15 protein-coding genes are annotated in these 17,620 nt (G+C 73.8%); 6 read left to right on the top strand and 9 right to left on the bottom strand.

Features of this window, described 5'->3' with window-relative positions; translation table 11 throughout:
- Positions 1-174: 174 nt before the first annotated feature.
- Entirely contained in the window at positions 175-1,104 is a 930-nt protein-coding gene (locus ACZ6ZT_RS27755) for a glutaminase (RefSeq protein ID WP_469722721.1), read from the bottom strand.
- A 3-nt stretch (positions 1,105-1,107) separates the two neighbouring features.
- Entirely contained in the window at positions 1,108-1,800 is a 693-nt protein-coding gene (locus ACZ6ZT_RS27750; RefSeq protein WP_469722720.1) for a demethylmenaquinone methyltransferase, read from the bottom strand.
- Positions 1,801-1,990: 190 nt separating this feature from the next.
- Here ACZ6ZT_RS27750 and ACZ6ZT_RS27745 point away from each other — a divergent pair, with 190 nt between their 5' ends.
- Positions 1,991-2,734 carry a DUF3152 domain-containing protein gene (locus ACZ6ZT_RS27745; protein ID WP_469722718.1) on the top strand — a complete coding sequence of 248 codons (744 nt, stop codon included), beginning with the start codon at positions 1,991-1,993 and terminating at the stop codon, positions 2,732-2,734.
- Between the two features lie 12 nt (positions 2,735-2,746).
- Here ACZ6ZT_RS27745 and ACZ6ZT_RS27740 read toward each other — a convergent pair whose 3' ends face one another.
- From ACZ6ZT_RS27740 to ACZ6ZT_RS27720, 5 genes are all read right to left on the bottom strand, one after another.
- Positions 2,747-3,388 (bottom strand): imidazolonepropionase-like domain-containing protein, encoded by a 642-nt coding sequence (locus ACZ6ZT_RS27740; RefSeq protein ID WP_469722717.1) that lies wholly within the window; start codon positions 3,386-3,388, stop codon positions 2,747-2,749.
- Positions 3,389-3,396: 8 nt separating this feature from the next.
- A complete protein-coding gene (gene mqnC / locus ACZ6ZT_RS27735; RefSeq protein WP_469722716.1) occupies positions 3,397-4,596 on the bottom strand; it encodes a cyclic dehypoxanthinyl futalosine synthase in 1,200 nt (399 codons plus the stop codon).
- Between the two features lie 73 nt (positions 4,597-4,669).
- Positions 4,670-6,430: a serine/threonine-protein kinase gene (locus ACZ6ZT_RS27730; protein WP_469722714.1), complete on the bottom strand. Its 1,761-nt coding sequence runs from the start codon at positions 6,428-6,430 to the stop codon at positions 4,670-4,672.
- Positions 6,431-6,496: 66 nt separating this feature from the next.
- Entirely contained in the window at positions 6,497-7,162 is a 666-nt protein-coding gene (locus tag ACZ6ZT_RS27725) for a hypothetical protein (protein WP_469722713.1), read from the bottom strand.
- Positions 7,163-7,358: 196 nt separating this feature from the next.
- Positions 7,359-8,222 (bottom strand): menaquinone biosynthetic enzyme MqnA/MqnD family protein, encoded by an 864-nt coding sequence (locus ACZ6ZT_RS27720; RefSeq protein ID WP_469722712.1) that lies wholly within the window; start codon positions 8,220-8,222, stop codon positions 7,359-7,361.
- A gap of 237 nt (positions 8,223-8,459) precedes the next feature.
- On the opposite strand from ACZ6ZT_RS27720, the gene ACZ6ZT_RS27715 reads away from it, so the two are divergent.
- Entirely contained in the window at positions 8,460-8,663 is a 204-nt protein-coding gene (locus tag ACZ6ZT_RS27715; RefSeq protein ID WP_007265804.1) for a cold-shock protein, read from the top strand.
- A gap of 177 nt (positions 8,664-8,840) precedes the next feature.
- Here ACZ6ZT_RS27715 and ACZ6ZT_RS27710 read toward each other — a convergent pair whose 3' ends face one another.
- Entirely contained in the window at positions 8,841-10,538 is a 1,698-nt protein-coding gene (locus tag ACZ6ZT_RS27710) for a lytic transglycosylase domain-containing protein (RefSeq protein ID WP_469722711.1), read from the bottom strand.
- 306 nt (positions 10,539-10,844) lie between these two features.
- Between ACZ6ZT_RS27710 and ACZ6ZT_RS27705 the strand changes: the two genes are divergently transcribed.
- From ACZ6ZT_RS27705 to ACZ6ZT_RS27695, 3 genes are all read left to right on the top strand, one after another.
- The gene (locus ACZ6ZT_RS27705; protein ID WP_469722710.1) at positions 10,845-11,423 is read left to right on the top strand and encodes a hypothetical protein; all 579 of its coding nucleotides are present in this window, start codon (positions 10,845-10,847) and stop codon (positions 11,421-11,423) included.
- Between the two features lie 111 nt (positions 11,424-11,534).
- Positions 11,535-12,320 (top strand): SDR family oxidoreductase, encoded by a 786-nt coding sequence (locus tag ACZ6ZT_RS27700; protein ID WP_469722708.1) that lies wholly within the window; start codon positions 11,535-11,537, stop codon positions 12,318-12,320.
- A 40-nt stretch (positions 12,321-12,360) separates the two neighbouring features.
- Positions 12,361-14,952 carry a bifunctional FO biosynthesis protein CofGH gene (locus ACZ6ZT_RS27695; protein WP_469722706.1) on the top strand — a complete coding sequence of 864 codons (2,592 nt, stop codon included), beginning with the start codon at positions 12,361-12,363 and terminating at the stop codon, positions 14,950-14,952.
- Between the two features lie 113 nt (positions 14,953-15,065).
- Here ACZ6ZT_RS27695 and ACZ6ZT_RS27690 read toward each other — a convergent pair whose 3' ends face one another.
- On the bottom strand, positions 15,066-16,151 hold the full coding sequence (locus ACZ6ZT_RS27690; protein ID WP_469722704.1) for a tyrosine-protein phosphatase: 1,086 nt from the start codon (positions 16,149-16,151) through the stop codon (positions 15,066-15,068).
- A 249-nt stretch (positions 16,152-16,400) separates the two neighbouring features.
- Here ACZ6ZT_RS27690 and ACZ6ZT_RS27685 point away from each other — a divergent pair, with 249 nt between their 5' ends.
- Positions 16,401-17,579 (top strand): ADP-ribosylglycohydrolase family protein, encoded by a 1,179-nt coding sequence (locus ACZ6ZT_RS27685; RefSeq protein WP_469722732.1) that lies wholly within the window; start codon positions 16,401-16,403, stop codon positions 17,577-17,579.
- The last annotated feature ends 41 nt before the right edge of the window (positions 17,580-17,620 follow it).

Genomic DNA, 17,620 nt, shown 5'->3' with positions numbered 1-17,620 from the left:
GGGAACGGTGGAAGGGCGGGTAGGGGACAGCCCCGCGCAGCGGCAACCACCCGCAGGCGATCACTGGCCTCGGCCAGGGGAAGCGGCCCCGCCCGGCAGGCCGACGGACGGAGTCCGGCGCAGCGCAGCGAAGCCGGGGAGGCCCGCCAGGGCCGAGACGTGCGAGCGGCGCGTTCAGAAGACCGAGAGGCCCGTCAGGGTGGTGAAGCGGTCCAAGGCCGCTACGCCCGCTACCGAGTTGCCGTGGGGGTCCAGGCCGGGGCTCCAGACGGCCAGGGTGCAGCGGCCGGGGACGACCGCGATGATGCCGCCGCCGACGCCGCTCTTGCCCGGGAGGCCGACCCGGTAGGCGAACTCCCCCGCGGCGTCGTACGTCCCACAGGTCAGCATCACCGCGTTGATCTGCTTCGCCTCGCTCCGCGTCAGCAGCCGCGACCCGTCCGCCCGCAGCCCGTGCCGCGCCAGGAACCGCCCGGCCAGGGCGAGGTCCGCGCAGCTCATCTCGATCGAGCACTGCCAGAAGTAGTGGTCCAGCAGCGCCGGCACCGGATTGTCCAGGTTCCCGTACGAGGCCATGAAGTGGGCCACCGCCGCGTTCCGGTCGCCGTGCTCGTGCTCCGAGGCGGCCACCTCCGCGTCGAAGCCGAGCTCCGGGTTCCCGCTCTCCTGCCGCAGGAACTCCAGGAGTTCGCTGCTCGCGTCGCCCGTCAGGGTCAGCAGCCGGTCGGTGACGACGAGCGCGCCCGCGTTGATGAAGGGGTTGCGGGGGATGCCGTTCTCGTACTCCAGCTGGACGAGGGAGTTGAACGGGTTGCCGGACGGCTCCCGGCCCACCCGCTCCCACAGGCTGTCGCCGCCCTCCGCCAGGGCCAGCGCCAGCGCGAAGACCTTGGTGACGGACTGCGCGGAGAAGGGGACCCGCCAGCTGCCCGTCCCGTAGACGTTGCCGTCCAGATCCGCGAGGGCCATGCCGAACTGCCCCGGGTCGACGGAGGCCAGCGCCGGGATGTACTCCGCGGGGCGGCCGGTGCCCACGAGCGGGGCGACGTCCGCCGCGATCCGTTCCAGGAGTTCCGGGTAGTCGTAGGGCCGGCACACCGCCATCGGCTACGCCTTGACCCCGCGGTGCAGCGCCACGATGCCGCCGCTCAGGTTCCGCCAGGCGACCTTGCCCCAGCCGGCCTTCCGCAGCAGCGCGGCCAGCGCGGGCTGGTCGGGCCACTCGCGGATGGACTCGGCGAGGTACACGTACGCGTCGGGGTTGGACGACACCGCGCGGGCCACCGGCGGCAGCGCCCGCATCAGGTACTCGGTGTAGAGGGTCCGGAAGGGGCCCCAGGTGGGCTGCGAGAACTCGCAGATCACGACCTGGCCGCCGGGCTTGGTGACCCGGAACAGCTCGCGCAGCGCGGCGTCGGTGTCCTGGACGTTGCGCAGCCCGAAGGAGATCGTCACGGTGTCGAAGGCGTCGTCCTTGAACGGCAGCCTCGTCGCGTCACCGGCCGTCAGGGGCAGCCACGGGTTGCGCTTCTTGCCCTCGCGCAGCATCCCGAGGGAGAAGTCGCAGGGGACGACGTAGGCGCCGGTCGCGGCGAAGGGGAGCGAGGAGGTCGCGGTCCCGGCCGCCAGGTCGAGCACGAGCTGTCCGGGGCGGGCGGCGACCGCCTTGGCGACCTCCTTGCGCCACAGCCGGGCCTGGCCGAGGGAGAGGACGTCGTTGGTGAGGTCGTAGTTGGCGGCCACACCGTCGAACATGGAGGCGACTTCGTGCGGCTGCTTATCCAGGGAAGCCCTTGTCACTGGTGGTGGCCCCTCGGTGCTCGGTGGATCTGCGGTTCGGCGGGTACGGGGCCATCCTCTCAGGCCCCCGGCGCGCCCCGGCCCCCTGCCCCGCCCCCTGCCCCGCCCCCGCCCCGGCCGCCCGCCGGTCCGGCGGGGCCACAGCGGCGCCCGGCACACTGGGAGGACAAGGCGAACAAAGGGTCAGATGATGCCGAGAGGCCAGTCAGTCAGCAGTGTCCGGCGCACGGAGCGGCTACGGAGGTTACGCCGCACCGTCCTGACCACGGGGGCGCTCGCCGTCCTCGGCGTGGTCGCCGCCCACCGGTGCGGCGGCGGGCAGCCCGCTGCCGACGCCCGCCCCCCGGAGCACACCGCCCCGGCCGGGCCCACGGGAGCCTCGCCCGGTTTCACCGCCTCCTCCGTCGGCGGGAAGGCCGTCGGGCAGGGGCCCGCGCTGCGCTGGCGGGTGGAGACGGAGCGGGGCAGCGGGGTGGACCCGGACGCGGCGGCCCGCGCCGTCGAGGCGATCCTCGGGGACCGGCGCGGCTGGATACGCGACCCCGCGAACGGCTTCCGGCTGGCCGGGCGCGGGGAGCCGGTGGACTTCACGGTGAAGATCGCCTCGCCCGCCACCACCGACCGGCTGTGCGAGGTGGTCACCCCCGAGCTCGTCGGGGAGACCAACTGCCGGGTGGGCCACACCGTCGTGGTCAACCTCAAGCGCTGGCAGGAGGGGTCGCCGCAGTTCGCGGGCCCCGTCGCCGAGTACCGGGCGCTGATCGTCAACCACGAGGTGGGCCACGAACTCGGCCACGCGCACGAGACCTGCCCGCACCCCGGCGCCCCCGCCCCGGCGATGATGCAGCAGATCAAGGGCCTGCTCGGCTGCACCCCGAACGCCTGGCCGTACGCGGCGGACGGCACCTACCTGGGCGGCCCGGCCGTCCCCTGAGCCCGGCGCCCCTCAGCGGCGGCGGTGCAGCAGCCGGCCCCCGATGACGGTGGCCACGCACGTGCCCGCGCCCCGCGCCATCAGCTCCGCCGGGTCCGCGACCGCGAACACCGCGAAGCGGGCCGCGGCGCCCGCCTCCAGCACCCCGTGGAAGGCCTCCTCCGGCCGCTCCCGCCCCGCGAACGGATCCGGGGACGGCGTGCCCGCGTACGGCAGCGGCGCCAGCACCGTCAGGCCCGAGCGGACCACGGCGGTGCGCACCGCCGGGCTGGTGAAGTGCCCGGCGACCGCGACCACGCCGCGCGCGAGGAGCTTCTGCGTGCCGCGCCGGGCGCTGTGGCCCCGGCGGGCCTCGGTCAGCCCCAGGGCGTCCAGCGCCGCCCCGGTGACCGGGCCGGCGCCGAGCTCGGCGGCCTCGTCGACGTCGTCGGGGTAGTAGGCGCGCTCCAGCAGCTCGTCCGCGCCGCGCACCAGCAGCCCCGGGGTCAGCAGCCCGGGCCAGCGGCGCACCCGGGCGTGCGGGGCGCCGGCCGCGAGGTCCTCGTACGGGCCGACGCGGAGCAGCCGGTCGCCCTCGACCAGGACCGCGCCGTCCGCGAGCGGCGTGGACCCGGGCCCGGCGAGGAGGAGTCCGGCGGTGTGCAGCGTCGGCATCGCGGGGGTCAGTTCGAGGAGATGAGCTTCAGCTCGGGGTGCGCGGTGCCGCCCTCGATGGCCGTCGAGGAGATGTGCGAGACGACGCGGTCGTCGACCGGGTCGTTCGCCGGGTCCTCGTGCACGACGAGGTGCTCGTACGTCGTCGCGCGCTGCGCGGGGACGCGGCCCGCCTTGCGGATCAGGTCGATGATCTCCTGCCGGTTCGAGCGGTGCTTGGCACCGGCCGAGGAGACGACGTTCTCCTCCAGCATGATCGAACCGAGGTCGTCGGCGCCGTAGTGCAGGGAGAGCTGGCCCGCCTCCTTGCCGACGGTCAGCCAGGAGCCCTGGATGTGGGCGATGTTGTCGAGGAACAGGCGCGCGATGGCGATCATGCGCAGGTACTCGAAGACCGTCGCCTGGGTCCGGCCCTTGAGGTGGTTGTTCTCGGGCTGGTACGTGTACGGGATGAACGCGCGGAAGCCGCCGGTGCGGTCCTGCGTGTCCCGGATCATGGCGATGTGCTCGATGCGCTCGGCGTTGGTCTCGCCGGTGCCCATCAGCATGGTGGAGGTGGACTCCACACCCAGGTTGTGGGCGATCTCCATGATCTCCAGCCAGCGCTCGCCGGACTCCTTGAGCGGGGCGATCGCCTTGCGCGGCCGCGCCGGGAGGAGTTCGGCGCCGGCTCCCGCGAAGGAGTCGAGGCCCGCGGCGTGGATCCGCCGGATGGCCTCCTCCGCCGAGACGCCGGAGATGCGGGCCATGTGGTCGACCTCGGAGGCGCCGAGGGAGTGGATGACCAGCTGGGGGAACGCCTTCTTGATGGCGGAGAAGTGTTCCTCGTAGTACTCCACGCCGTAGTCCGGGTGGTGGCCGCCCTGGAACATGATCTGCGTGCCGCCCAGCTCGACGGTCTCCGCGCAGCGGCGCAGGATGTCGTCGAGGTCGCGGGACCAGCCCTTCTTCGTGTCCTTGGGGGCCGCGTAGAAGGCGCAGAACTTGCACGCCGTAACGCACACGTTGGTGTAGTTGATGTTGCGCTCGATGATGTACGTCGCGATGTGCTCGGTACCGGCGTAGCGCAGCCGGCGCGCGGCGTCGGCGGCCTGGCCGAGCGCGTGCAGCGGGGCGTGGCGGTAGAGGTCGAGGGCCTCTTCCTGGGTGATCCGGCCCCCTGCGGCGGCACGGTCGAGGACAGACTGGAGAGCGGCCTGGTCGGTCACCGGTGCGTCACCTTTCGGCGGTGTGTCAAGGGTCCGGACCGAGCCAGCCTACGCCAGGGGCGCTCGGGGCTCGTCAGGGGCTACGGGTCAGGTCGCCCTCGGGGTTGCCGGCGGCCCGGTCGCCCGAGCGGTAGTGGAGGGTTCCGTTCGCGTTGAGCGTGAAGCGTTCGTCGGCGGAGCCGCTGGAACAGATGCCGGGCGCGGGGTTGGTGCCGCCCGAGGTGTCCAGGACCAGGGAGCGGTCGGTGGCGGAGGCCAGTTTCCAGTCGCCGCCGCAGTCGGTGCCGAGGACGTCCAGGACGGACTTGTCCCGGCCGACGACCTCGCCGACCCGGCCCGCCCTGATGGTGATCTCGAACTGGCTGGGCACGCCCAGGCGGGCGGTGGTGACAGTGCCCTTCCAGGTGCCGGTGAGCTCCGGGGGGACGTCGGTACGGGTCCCCTTGGGCGCGGCCGAGGGGGACTGCGCACCCCCCGGCGGCGCGGGCGGGGAGGCCGGGGCGGAGCCCGCCGGGTCCGGGCCGCCGCTCGCGTGGGGGTTGCCGGAGGCGGCGTCGTGGCCCTGGTCCCGGCCGCCGAGGCCCGGCAGCACGCCCGACGCGAACAGGCCGCCGGACAGCGCCGCCACCAGGGCGGCGGCGCCGAGTACGAGGGTGCAGCTGAAGCGGCGGCCCGCCAGGCTCAGGCTCGCCCGGGGCCCGCCGGGGCCGGTCCGCTGCCCCGGTACGGCGGCGACGCCCGGACCGCCCGCGCCGCCGGCCGGCCCGGTCGGGGGGCCGTACACGCCGTACGGGCCCGCCGGGGCGGAGTACGGAGCCGGCCCCCCGTACGAGGGGTCGGGCGTACCGAAGCCGACGCCCGCCGGCCCGCCGACCGAGGCCTCGGTGAACGGCACCGGCCCGGACGGAGCCTCCGGGAAGCTCCCCCCTGCGGAAGGCGCCTCCGCGTCCGCGTCCAGGTCCAGCAGGGCCACCGCCGCCCGGCTCGCCTCCTCCACCAGCGGCCCCGGCAGCCAGCCCGGGGCGCCCAGCGCGCCGCCGAGGGCCGCCGCGAGGTCCTGCGGGGCGGGGCGGTCGGCGGCCGACTTGGCCAGGCAGGAGGCGATCAGCCCGCGCAGCTCCCCGGGCGGGATCCCGTCCAGCTCCGGCGGCTCGTGCACCACCTTGTAGAGGAGGGTCGCGGAGTTGTCGCCGGTGAAGGGGGGCCGCCCGGTCGCCGCGAAGGCCAGCACCGCGCCCAGCGAGAACACGTCCGAGGCGCCGGTGACGCCCTTGCCGAGGATCTGCTCCGGGGCCATGTAGCCGGGCGAGCCGACCGACACCCCGGTGGAGGTCAGCGAAGCCGTGCCGTCCGTGGCCCGGGCGATCCCGAAGTCGATCAGGCGGGGCCCGTCGAGGGCCAGCATCACGTTGGACGGCTTCACGTCCCGGTGTACGAGTCCCAGCGCGTGCACCGCCACCAGGGCCCGGGCCAGCCCCGCGCCGACGGCCCGCACCGAGGCGCCGGGCAGCGGACCGTGCCCGGCCACCGCCCGGTCCAGCGAGGGCCCCGCCACGTACCCGGTCGCCACCCACGGCACGGCCGCCTCCGGGTCGGCGTCCAGGACGGGCGCGGTCCACTCCCCGCCGACCCGCCGGGCGGCCGCCACCTCGCGGCGGAACCGGGCCCGGAACTCCTCGTCGGCGGCGAAGTGGGGGTGCACGATCTTGACGGCGACGGTCCGGCCGCCCGCGCTGCGCCCGAGGTAGACCCGGCCCATTCCGCCCGCGCCGAGCCGGCCGAGCAGCCGGTACGCGCCGATGACCCGTGGCTCGCCGGCTTCGAGCGGCTGCATCGCGTTCCCCGTCCCCCGAGTTGCTGGTGTCGCCTCGGCACGCAGCACCTTAGGCGCTCGTGCGGGTCAGCGCCGGTCCTCTCCCCAGACCTCGCTCTCGCGCAGGACCGCCAGCGCGAACGCCGGCCGGGGGTCGGGGAGGCCGACCCGGTCCAGGGTGTACCAACGGGGGCCCGGCGAGGGCTGGAAGGCGAGTACGGTCCGCTCCCCGGCCCGCCAGAGCACCGGCTTCGGCCCGGCGCCGCCGTCGTCCTCGGCGCCCAGGCTCAGCAGGCCGTCGACGACGGAGCCCAGCAGCTTCCCCGCGCCGCGCTCCAGCGCCCGCCCGGGTCCGCCGCGCGCCCAGGCCCGGTCGGCGACCGCCGCCGGCTGCCCGGGCCGCTCCAGCCACCAGCCGTGGCGGACCAGCCGCTGGGCCGCCGGGGTCCGGTGGACGGTGCCCAGCTCCCGGCCGGCCGGGTCGGTCACCCGGTAGGGGCCCGCTCCGGGTTCGGGGCCGGCCGCGGTCACCGCGCACAGCGGGCGCAGGCCGGCCTCGTCCTCGCACAGGGCGAACCCCTGCCGGGGCGGGGCCCCGGGGGCCGTGACCACGACGAAGAGCGCGGGCACCATCTCCCCGCCGCGCGGCCGCGGCACCCTGATCGCGTACGGGCCCGCGCCGCGGCGCGCGGCGCGCACCGCGTCGCGCAGCGTGCGCCCGACGGTGAACCGGGTGATCCCTTCCCAGTCCACCGGATCAATGGGTCCGACCGGCCTGTCCCGGTTCCTGCCGAATGCCATCGAGTCCCCCGCCCCTCGTCGCTCGCGCGCCGTTCGTATTCACCGTGCGGGGACGAGAATACGAAAGGGGGAACGAATTCCCGGCAAACGGAACATTCCCCTTACGGCGACGGCCGGAGATCAGCGGAGATCACCGCGATAAACCCGCTCAGTGTCCCGGCGCGGCCACCTTCAGGAGCTCTACGGCGACGTCCGCGGCGTACCCGGTGTCCGGACCCGTACGGCGCGCGAATTCCCGCACGCCGGCCAGCTGCTCGGGCCCGAAGCGGAAGTCGAGGGTGGTGAAGTAACGCTCCAGCAGCTCGGCGTCGAAGGCCTCCCAGCGGGCCGCCTGGTCGGCGACCTTCGTGACTTCCTCCAAGGAGAGGTCACGGGAGGCGAGGAACGCCTCGTGGGCCTCGTGGACCACCTGCGGCTCACGGGCCAGGTAGTCCTTGCGGGCGGCCCAGACGGCGAAGACGAACGGCAGTCCCGTCCAGTCCTTCCACATCTGCCCGAGGTCGTGCACGGTCAGGCCGAGGCGGGGGGCGTCGTGCAGCGAGGCGCGCAGCGCGGCGTCGCCGATCAAGACCGCCGCTTCGGCCTCCTGCATCATGAGCCCCAGGTCAGGGGGGCAGGTGTAGTAGTCGGGCCGGACTCCGTACTGCTCGGAGAGCAGCAGCTGGGCCAGGCGTACGGAGGTGCGGGAAGTCGACCCGAGGGCGACCCGGGCGCCGTCCAGCTGCTCCAGCGGGACCTGCGAGACGATCACGCAGGACATGACGGGGCCGTCGCAGCCGACCGCGAGGTCGGGGAAGGCGACGAGCTGATCGGCGTTGCGGAGGAACTCCACGAGGGTGATCGGGGCGATGTCCAGCTCACCCCGTACGAGGCGCTCGCTGAGCTTCTCGGGGGTGTCCTTGGTCAGCTCCATGTCCAGCAGCGTGCCGGTTCTGGCCAGCCCCCAGTAGAGCGGCAGGCAGTTCAGGAACTGGATGTGGCCGACGCGGGGCCGGCTGCGATAGACGTCCACATCGCGAGACTAGCCCCCGGCGTTCCGTCAGCGATCAGCCGGGTCTCAAACGTCCGAGTGACGTGATCTTTCCCTCTGGTCTCGCCCCGAGGGTGCGTGCTAGGCTCGTCGCAAGTTGCAGTTTGGTTTCCCTTGCAGTACGAGGCCTGCGGAGCATGTAACCCGCAGGCTTTTGTAGTTTTCAGACTTCTTAGCAGGTTCTGGAGCAGGGCGACCCTTTGGCCCATAGGAGGGCTCATGGCTACCGGAACCGTGAAGTGGTTCAACGCTGAAAAGGGCTTCGGCTTCATCGCCCAGGACGGCGGCGGCCCGGATGTCTTCGTCCACTACTCCGCGATCAACGCCTCTGGCTTCCGCTCCCTGGAGGAGAACCAGCAGGTGAACTTCGACGTCACGCAGGGTCCGAAGGGCCCGCAGGCGGAGAACGTCACCCCGGCCTAGTCGCCTGGCCGACCGGATCGCGGTTGGAATCAGCAGTACCCAAGGGGCCCTGTCCCCTCCGTGCGAGCGGAGGGGACGGGGCCCCTGCCTTTGTCCTCCGGCGGTTCGCCGGGGAACGCACAGTGGCCCGGTCACCTCGCGGTGACCGGGCCACTGTGCGTTCGTGCGGGGCTGCCGCTACGACTTGGCCGGAGGGGCCGTGATCTTGAGGTCCAGGACGAGTTCCGCGCCGTCCGGGGTGGTCAGGCGGAGGTGGTACGTGCCCTCGGGGGCGTCCGTGGTGAGGAGGTCCGGGAGGGTGAGCTTGCCGTCGGCGGAGGTCTTGGGGAGCTCCAGGGTGTAGAGCTTCGCGGCGTCCTTGCCCGCGAAGTACGGGCCCTTCGTCGCCGGGACCCACGCGCCCGGCTTGCCCTCGACCAGCGTGGCCGTCACCCGCGCGCCCGCCACGGGCTCGTCACCCGCCGCGGCCCGGAACTCCAGGCCCTTGACGGGGGTTCCGGCTTCGACCGCCACCGGGGCGCCGCCGTCGGTACGGGTGAGCTCCAGCGGCTTCGCCTTCTCGGTGACCTTGCCGGGCAGGGTGACCGAGAACTGGCCCTTGGAGTCGTAGGCCGTCGCCCGGAGGGCGAAGGTGCCCCCCTTGGCGCCCGCCTTGAGGCGGGGCGCGGTGGCGACGCCCTCGGCGTCGGTACGGACGACCACGCTCGGCTCGTCGGCGAAGACGAAGCCCGTGCCGCCGGTGGTGTCCTGCTCGATCGCGAAGACCACGGCCTGCCCGACGGCCGGCTTGCCGTCGCTGAGCAGCGCCTTGAAGCGGACGCCCTCCGCGAACTGGGCGCCGGTCTCGGCCTCCAGCTTCGCGTCGCCGACCCGCTCCAGCTTGGCGAGGGTCGCGGGCGCCGGAGTCGGGGTCGGGGTCGGCGTGGGTGTGGGCGTCGGCTTCGGAGTCGGGGTCGGCGTCGGAGTCGGAGTCGGCTTCGGCGTGGGGGTCGGCTTCGGCGTCGGCGTCGGGCGCGTGGCCGGCGGGTTCGGCGTCGGCACGTGCGGCGCCTGCGGGGTCGGCAGGCTCGGCGTGGGCGGCGTCGGGTAGGTGCCGACGGGCGGGTTCGGGACGCCGGTGGCACCGTCCTGGTACTGGCGCATGTAGCCGAGCACGGTGTTCACGTAGTCGCGCGAGGCGTTGTAGCTCAGGATCGCCTTGTCCAGGTCCGCCGGCAGCGAGAGGTCCTTGTTGCCCGAGCAGAGGTAGAGGCCGGCGCCGAGCGCGGCGTCGTAGATGTTGTTCGCGTCGCGCTGGCCGTCACCGTTGCCGTCGGCCTTCCAGGCCTTCCAGGTGGACGGGATGAACTGGAGCGGGCCGAAGGCGCGGTCGTACTCGGTGTCGCCGTCCCACTCGCCCTTGTCGGTGTCGGTGATCCTCTCGTACCCGTTGCCGTCGAGGCGGGGTCCGCGGATCGGCCGCTCGGTGGTGCCGTCGGCCTTGAGCCCGTAGCCGGAGGCGTGGACGGACTCGACCCGGCCTATGCCCGCGATCAGCGCCCAGGGGAGGTTGCAGTGCGGCAGGGCCGCCTGCACCGCGACCTCGGCCCGCTTGTAGGCGTCGAGGGCGGTCGCGGGGATGCCGGACGCCCCCTCCGCCGCGACCGTGCCACCGGCGGCGGGCGGGACGACGGGGTCCGCGAGCGGGGCCGGCAGGTCGAGCCGGGCGTCGCCGCGGTCGGCCGCCTGCGGGCTGTCCGGGACCGGTTCGGCCTCTCCCGCTCCGGCGACCGGGGTGTTGGTCACGACGGCGGCGGTGGTCAGGCTGGCCGCGAGGGCGGCCGTGCACAAGACCTTGCGCGAGGTGTTGACTACATGACGGTGAAGCGGCTTCACAGTGCGGCGATCCCCCCAAGGCGGCCGGCGAAGGCGTCGGCTGGTCGAGCCGTGATTCTTCTGTCTATCAGGTATTCCGATACGACTCGCCGGTGCCCCTCCACATATGACACACCATTCGTCTCGGCTTCATCCAGTGGTGGCTCAGGATGTCCAACGAGACCCGCGAGTGCCCGGAACGCCCCAATGGCACCTCCCGCAACGGCTCGTGCCCTTTGGGCCCCCGTCGGCAGCACCTGAACACGCCTCCCGGCCTGGTACGTTCGTTCGCCGCTCCCCTGCCCGCACGCACCCGAAGGCCCTTCCATGAGCACTCCCCCCGTCAACCCCTACTCCGGCGCACCGCTCCCGCCCCCGCCGGCCGGAGCCAACCCGTACGCGCAGCAGCCGGCGCCGCAGCAGCAGGCGCAGCAGCCGATGCCCCACCCGCAGTACGCCCAGCACCCCCCGCAGCAGTACCCGCAGCACCCCCAGTACGCCATGGCGCCGCCGGCCGGGTGCCGCCACTGCGGGGCGCCCGAGGCGGCGAACTTCGCGGTGCGGGCACACGTCGGCGTGCTCGTGCTGATGCGCTTCCACCGGCTCGACGGGCCCTTCTGCCGCCGGTGCGGGCGCGCCCTGGTCCGGATCATGACCACGAAGACGCTGTTCCAGGGCTGGTGGAGCCCGCTCTCCCTGGTGCTGTTCACGCCCTTCACGCTGATCTGGAACCTCATCGCCTCGATGAAGTTCGACAAGCTCGACCCCTCGGAGCCCGCCCCCGGCCGCCAACAGCTGGACGAGGGCCCGCCGGTGTACGCCCGGCCGCTGGCCTACGTGGCGATCATCCCGCTGCTCTGGGCGATATGGGTGGTTTCGCACATCATCGCGGACGTGGCGGCCTGACCCCCGGGGGCGGCGACCGCACCCCGCCGCCCCTTCACAAGCCCGGCCCGCACCCCTACCCTGACGCCCCGTCAGTTCCAGTCGCCGGACCGAGCCGCCAGGGGGCGCGCCATGCTGCTGCGAGGGAAGACCGTCATCGTCTCGGGGGTCGGGGCCGGGCTCGGCCACCAGGTGGCCGCCGCCGTGGTCCGCGACGGGGGCAACGCCGTGCTCGGCGCGCGGACGGAGGCGAACCTCGCCAAGACCGGCGCCGAGATCGACCCCGACGGCGCCCGTACCGCCCACCGCACCACCGACATCACCGACGAGGCCCAGTGCGAGGCCCTGGTCGCGCTCGCCCGGGAGCGGTTCGGCGCCGTGGACGCCGTCGTGCACGTGGCGGCCTGGGACTCCTCCTTCGGCGGCCTCGCCGACGCTGACTTCGGGACCTGGCAGCAGATCCTCGACGTCAACCTCCTCGGCACCCTGCGCATGACCCGCGCCTGCCTGCCCGCCTTCCGGTCGGGCGGCGGCGGCTCGGTCGTCATCATCGGCACCCAGTCCGCCGTGGCCGCCCCGAGCGAGGTGCGCCAGACCGCGTACGCCGCCTCCAAGGGGGCGCTGACCTCCGCCATGTACTCCCTGGCGCGCGAGCTCGGGCCGGACCGGATCCGGGTCAACACCGTGCTGCCCGGCTGGATGTGGGGGCCGCCGGTGCAGGCCTTCGTCACCTTCACCGCGCACAGCGAGGGCCTCCCCGAGTCCGAGGTGCGGGCCCGCCTGACCGAGCGGATGGCCCTGCCCGACCTCGCCACCGACGGGGACGTCGCGGACGCCGCCGTCTTCCTCGCCTCCGACCGGGCGCGGGCGATAACCGGCCAGTCGCTGCTGGTCAACGCCGGTGAGCTGATGCGATGACGGACGCCGCCGACCGGACGCCTGATCGTATGCTCCCCGTATGACCACTCCGAGTGACGCTCCGACCGACAACGCGATGCGCCGCGCGCTCCGGCGGGCCCGGGACGGCGTCGCGCTCGACGCGACCGAGGCGGCCGTCCTGCTCCAGGCCCGCGGCGAGGCCCTCGCGGACCTCACCGCCTCCGCCGCCCGCGTGCGGGACTCCGGGCTCGCCGCGGCGGGCCGGCCCGGGGTCATCACGTACTCGAAGAGCGTGTTCATCCCCCTCACCCGGCTCTGCCGCGACAAGTGCCACTACTGCACCTTCGCCACCGTCCCGGGCAAGCTCCGCCGGGCCGGCCACGGGATGTTCATGTCCCCGGACGAGGTCCTGGACGTGGCCCGCAAGGGCGCCGCCCTCGGCTGCAAGGAAGCGCTGATCACCCTCGGGGACAAGCCCGAGGACCGCTGGCCCGAGGCCCGGGAGTGGCTGGAGGCGCACGGCTACGACGACACCATCTCCTACGTACGGGCCGTCTCGATCCGCATCCTGGAGGAGACGGGCCTGCTGCCCCACCTCAACCCGGGCGTCATGTCCTGGGCCGACTTCCAGCGGCTCAAGCCGGTGGCGCCGTCCATGGGCATGATGCTGGAGACCACCGCCACCCGGCTGTGGTCCGAGCCCGGCGGCCCGCACCACGGCTCCCCCGACAAGGAACCGGCCGTCCGGCTGCGGGTGCTGGAGGACGCCGGGCGCTCCTCGGTGCCCTTCACCTCCGGGCTGCTGATCGGGATCGGCGAGACGTACGAGGAGCGGGCCGAGTCCCTCTTCGCGCTGCGCCGGATCTCCCGCGCCTACCACGGCATCCAGGAGCTGATCATCCAGAACTTCCGCGCCAAGCCGGACACGGCGATGCGCGGGATGCCGGACGCCGAACTGGACGACCTGGTCGCCACCATCGCCGTCGCCCGGCACATCATGGGCCCCTCCGCCTGCCTCCAGGCCCCGCCGAACCTGGTCGACGGGGAGTACGCGCGGCTGATCGGCGCGGGCATCGACGACTGGGGCGGCGTCTCGCCGCTGACTCCGGACCACGTCAACCCGGAGCGCCCCTGGCCGCAGATCGAGACGCTGGCCGGGCAGTCCGCGACGGCCGGGTTCGAGCTGCGCGAACGGCTCTGCGTGTACCCGGAGTTCGTCCGGCGCGGCGAGCCGTGGCTCGATCCCCGCCTGCTGCCCCACGTACGGGCGCTCGCGGATCCGCAAACGGGCCTGGCGGACGAGTCGGCGACGGTCGAGGGGCACCCGTGGCAGGAGCCCGACGAGGGGCTCGGCGCGTACGGCCGCACCGACCTGCACACCGCCATCGACACCGAGGGCCGTACCGGCGACCGCCGCGAGGACTTCGACCACGTCTACGGGGACTGGGAGTCCCTGCGCGAGGCCGCGGCCCCCGGCATGGTCCCCGAGCGCATCGACACCGACGTACGGGAGGCCCTCGCGCGGGCCGCCGACGACCCGGAGGGCCTCACCGACGCGCAGGCCCTGGCCCTGCTGCACGCGGACGGCCCGGCGCTGGACGCGCTGTGCCGCGTCGCGGACGACCTGCGCAGGTCGGTGGTGGGCGAGGAGGTCACGTACATCGTCACCCGCAACATCAACTTCACCAACGTCTGTTACACCGGCTGCCGTTTCTGCGCCTTCGCGCAGCGCCGCACGGACGCCGACGCCTACACCCTCTCCCTGGACCAGGTCGCCGACCGCGCGGCCCAGGCGTGGGACGTGGGCGCGGTCGAGGTGTGCATGCAGGGCGGCATCCACCCGGACCTGCCGGGGACGGCGTACTTCGACATCGCGAAGGCGGTCAAGGCCCGGGTTCCCGGCATGCACGTGCACGCCTTCTCCCCGATGGAGGTCGTCAACGGCGCGACCCGCACGGGCATGTCCGTACGGGACTGGCTGACGGCCGCCAAGGAGGCCGGGCTGGACTCGATCCCGGGCACGGCGGCGGAGATCCTGGACGACGAGGTCCGCTGGGTGCTGACCAAGGGCAAGCTGCCGACGGCGGACTGGACCGAGGTCATCACCACCGCGCACGAGCTCGGCATCCGCTCCTCGTCCACCATGATGTACGGGCACGTCGACCAGCCCCGGCACTGGCTGGGTCACTTCCGCACGCTGACCCGGATCCAGGAGAGCGCGCGGGAGAAGGGCGTGGCCGGGTTCACGGAGTTCGTGACGCTGCCGTTCATCCACACCAACGCCCCCGTGTACCTGGCGGGCATCGCCCGTCCCGGCCCGACGGCGCGGGACAACCGGGCGGTCACCGCGATGGCCCGGCTGCTGCTGCACCCGCACATCCCCAACATCCAGACCAGCTGGGTGAAGCTGGGGACGCAGGGCGCGGCCGAGATGCTCCGCTCGGGCGCCAACGACCTGGGCGGGACCCTGATGGAGGAGACGATCTCGCGGATGGCGGGGTCGAGTTACGGCTCGTACAAGTCCGTACGGGACCTGGTGGCGGTGGCGGAGGCGGCCGGGCGGCCCGCGAAGGCCCGTACGACGCTGTACGGGGAGGTCCCGGCGGAGCGCCAGGAGGCGGCCCGGGCCTCGGACGGGCACCTGCCGCGGCTGCTGCCGGTACTGGAGTGACGGCGGCGCCGGAGTGACGGCGGCGCGGCCCGGCCGGGGAGGGACACCGGCCGGGCCGCGCGGCGCGGGGCGTCGGGTCGCGGGGCGTCGGGTCGCGTTTCAGCGGGGGCGCGTCAGCCGACCAGGAGGTCGTCCTTCAGCTCGCGCAGCTCGCGCGCGTCGATGCCGAGGCCGTTCTTCAGGTAGCGGTCGAAGGTGCCGTACTCCGTCTTGACCTCGGCGTATCCGGCGTTCAGGTACTCGGGGCGGACGTCCAGGAGCGGCTTGTAGACGGCTGCCTGGGCGGCCGGGAGGTGCGAGAGGATCGCCTCGTTGGCGGCCTTGCGGTAGTCGTTGGAGGCCAGGTAGTCGGCCATCACCGTCTCCCGCGGGACACCGAGCGCGGTCAGCAGGGTGGCGTTCGCCCAGCCCGTGCGGTCCTTGCCGGCGGTGCAGTGGAAGAGGACGGCGCGGCTGCGGTCCTGCTCGATGCCCTCGAAGACCCGCGTGTACGCCTTCTTGCCGCCGGCGCCGCCGACCATCGCCTTCTCGGCGTCGATCATGCTCGTGACGGCCTCGTCGGGGGTCTTGGGCAGCGTCTGGAAGGCGGGTGAGCCCGCGAAGACGTCGGCGACGACGTACGTGGCGCCGGCCGGGACGGCGTCGGCGTCCTTGGTGCGCTCGTCCTGCGTGCGCAGGTCGAAGACCGTCTTGACGCGCAGCCGCTGGAGCTTGGCGAGGTCGTCGGCGGTGAGCTTGTTCAGGGCGTCGGAGCGGTAGACCGCGCCCATCTTGACCCACTGGCCGCCGGTGGTGCGGTAGCCGCCCGCGTCGCGGAAGTTGGCGGTGCCCTCCAGCTTGATCAGGCGGTCGGCGAGGCGCAGGCCCTGGCCGCGCTCCGGCTGGAAGTCGAACCACTGGCGGTCGGCGGCGGGCAGGCCCTTGACCACGGCCTGGCCCTGGGGGCCGCCCTTGGCGACGACCTTGCCGTTGGCCTTGATCTGGACGCGCCGGGCGTCCTTGGCGCTCCACTTCAGCGTGTAGGAGCCGTCGGCGCCCGCGGTGACGGTGGCCTCGGTGAACGGGATGACCGGGCGGCCCTGGTGGTGGCCGTTGTTCCAGGGGAGGTCCCAGCCGGCGGCGGTGGCGGTGGGGGCCACGGCCAGGGAGGCGGTGAGGGCGGCGGCGACGGCGGTCGCGGTGAGCAGAGCCTTCTTCATGAGGTCGAGGCTGTGGGCGTCCGGAGAACGGTGCGTGAACGAGGCGTGGCCGAAAACGACCGGCTCGAAGGCCAGTGGCAAAACGTGCCACATAATGGGACGGGGCGGATGGCCGACGCCCGGAAACCCGCACATTCCGGCCGTTCTCCGGTCAGTTACGGGCGTCATGACCGACTACTTCCGGAATGGACCGGACCTGTCCACTACAGTGCGGCCCCTGAACACGGGGGGATAGGCATGGACACGACGATGACGGCGGATACGGGTGCGACGGGGGCGGCGGCGGGCTCCGTGCCCGTTCCCCTTCCGGCCACCGCACTGTGGGGCCGCGCCGAACAGCAGGACTTCCGCAGCCGGGTGCGCGGCGCCCTGCTCGGCTCCGCCGTCGGCGACGCCCTCGGCGCGCCCGTCGCCGCCCTCTCCCTGGCGGCGATCCGTACGGCCCACGGCGCGGCGGGCCTGACCGGGCCGGCTACCGCCGCCGAGAGCGGGCGCAGCCCCGTCACCGCCGCCACCCAGCTGACCCTGTTCACCGTGGACGGCCTGGTACGGGCCCACGTGCGCCGGGACTCCGGCGGCTGGCACCCGCCGACCGACGTCCACCGCGCCTACCTCCGCTGGGCCGCCACCCAGCACGACTGGGGCCCGGACGAGCGCCGTGAGGACAACGGCTGGCTCGCCCGCGAGGAGTGGCTCTACGTACGGCGCGCCCCGGACCGCTCCTGCCTGACCGGCTTCGCCGACGACACCCTCGCCACCCTGGAGCAGCCGAAGAACCCCGCCGCCCGGGACGCGGCCGCCGCCGCCCGCTCGGCGCCGTTCGGGCTGCTGGTCGGCTGGGAGCCCGCGCTCGTGCTCCAGCTGACCGTCGAATGCGCCGTCCAGAGCCACGGACACCCCACCGCGTACCTCGCCGCGGGCGCCTTCGCCGTGATCGTGCACGCGCTGACCCGCGGCGAGTCCCTGGACGCGGCCGTCCGGCGCACCCTCGCCCTGCTCGGCGCCCGGCCCGGCCACCAGCCCGTCACCGACGCCCTCCAGCGGGCGCTCGCCGCCGTCACCCGGGGCACGCCCTCACCCGAGGCCGTCGAAGCCCTCGCCACGGGCGACGGGCGGGACGCCGCCGACGCGCTCGGCGTCGCCGTGTACTGCGCCCTCGTGGCGGAGGACGTCCCCGGCGGCCTGCGCCTCGCCGTCAACCACGGCGGGGACTCCGCCGCCACCGGCGCCCTGTGCGGGGCGCTGCTGGGCGCGCTGCACGGGGAGACGGCCCTGCCCGCCGCCTGGCTGGCCGCCCTGGAGGGCCGGGCCACGATCCTCGAACTCGCCGACGACTTCGCCCTCGAACTCACCCAGGGCCCCACCCTCCACGGCCCCCACACCACCACCCCGGCCTGGCTCACCCGCTACCCCGTCCCGGAGGCCTGAGCCGCCCCGTCCCGGAGGCCTGAGCCGCCCCGCCCCCACCG

The organism is Streptomyces sp. NPDC102258, from assembly GCF_055584685.1.
The sequence above is the reverse complement of the archived record's forward strand: the minus strand, read 5'-3'. Positions and strand labels throughout refer to the sequence as shown.

Excerpts from the sequence above, each read along its gene's own strand:
- ACZ6ZT_RS27755 (WP_469722721.1), bottom strand. The coding sequence starts at position 1,104 with ATGGCGGTGTGCCGGCCCTACGACTACCCGGAACTCCTGGAACGGATC.
- ACZ6ZT_RS27745 (WP_469722718.1), top strand. The coding sequence starts at position 1,991 with ATGCCGAGAGGCCAGTCAGTCAGCAGTGTCCGGCGCACGGAGCGGCTA.
- ACZ6ZT_RS27740 (WP_469722717.1), bottom strand. The coding sequence starts at position 3,388 with ATGCCGACGCTGCACACCGCCGGACTCCTCCTCGCCGGGCCCGGGTCC.
- ACZ6ZT_RS27730 (WP_469722714.1), bottom strand. The coding sequence starts at position 6,430 with ATGCAGCCGCTCGAAGCCGGCGAGCCACGGGTCATCGGCGCGTACCGG.
- ACZ6ZT_RS27715 (WP_007265804.1), top strand. The coding sequence starts at position 8,460 with ATGGCTACCGGAACCGTGAAGTGGTTCAACGCTGAAAAGGGCTTCGGC.
- ACZ6ZT_RS27705 (WP_469722710.1), top strand. The coding sequence starts at position 10,845 with ATGAGCACTCCCCCCGTCAACCCCTACTCCGGCGCACCGCTCCCGCCC.
- ACZ6ZT_RS27700 (WP_469722708.1), top strand. The coding sequence starts at position 11,535 with ATGCTGCTGCGAGGGAAGACCGTCATCGTCTCGGGGGTCGGGGCCGGG.
- ACZ6ZT_RS27695 (WP_469722706.1), top strand. The coding sequence starts at position 12,361 with ATGACCACTCCGAGTGACGCTCCGACCGACAACGCGATGCGCCGCGCG.
- ACZ6ZT_RS27690 (WP_469722704.1), bottom strand. The coding sequence starts at position 16,151 with ATGAAGAAGGCTCTGCTCACCGCGACCGCCGTCGCCGCCGCCCTCACC.
- ACZ6ZT_RS27685 (WP_469722732.1), top strand. The coding sequence starts at position 16,401 with ATGACGGCGGATACGGGTGCGACGGGGGCGGCGGCGGGCTCCGTGCCC.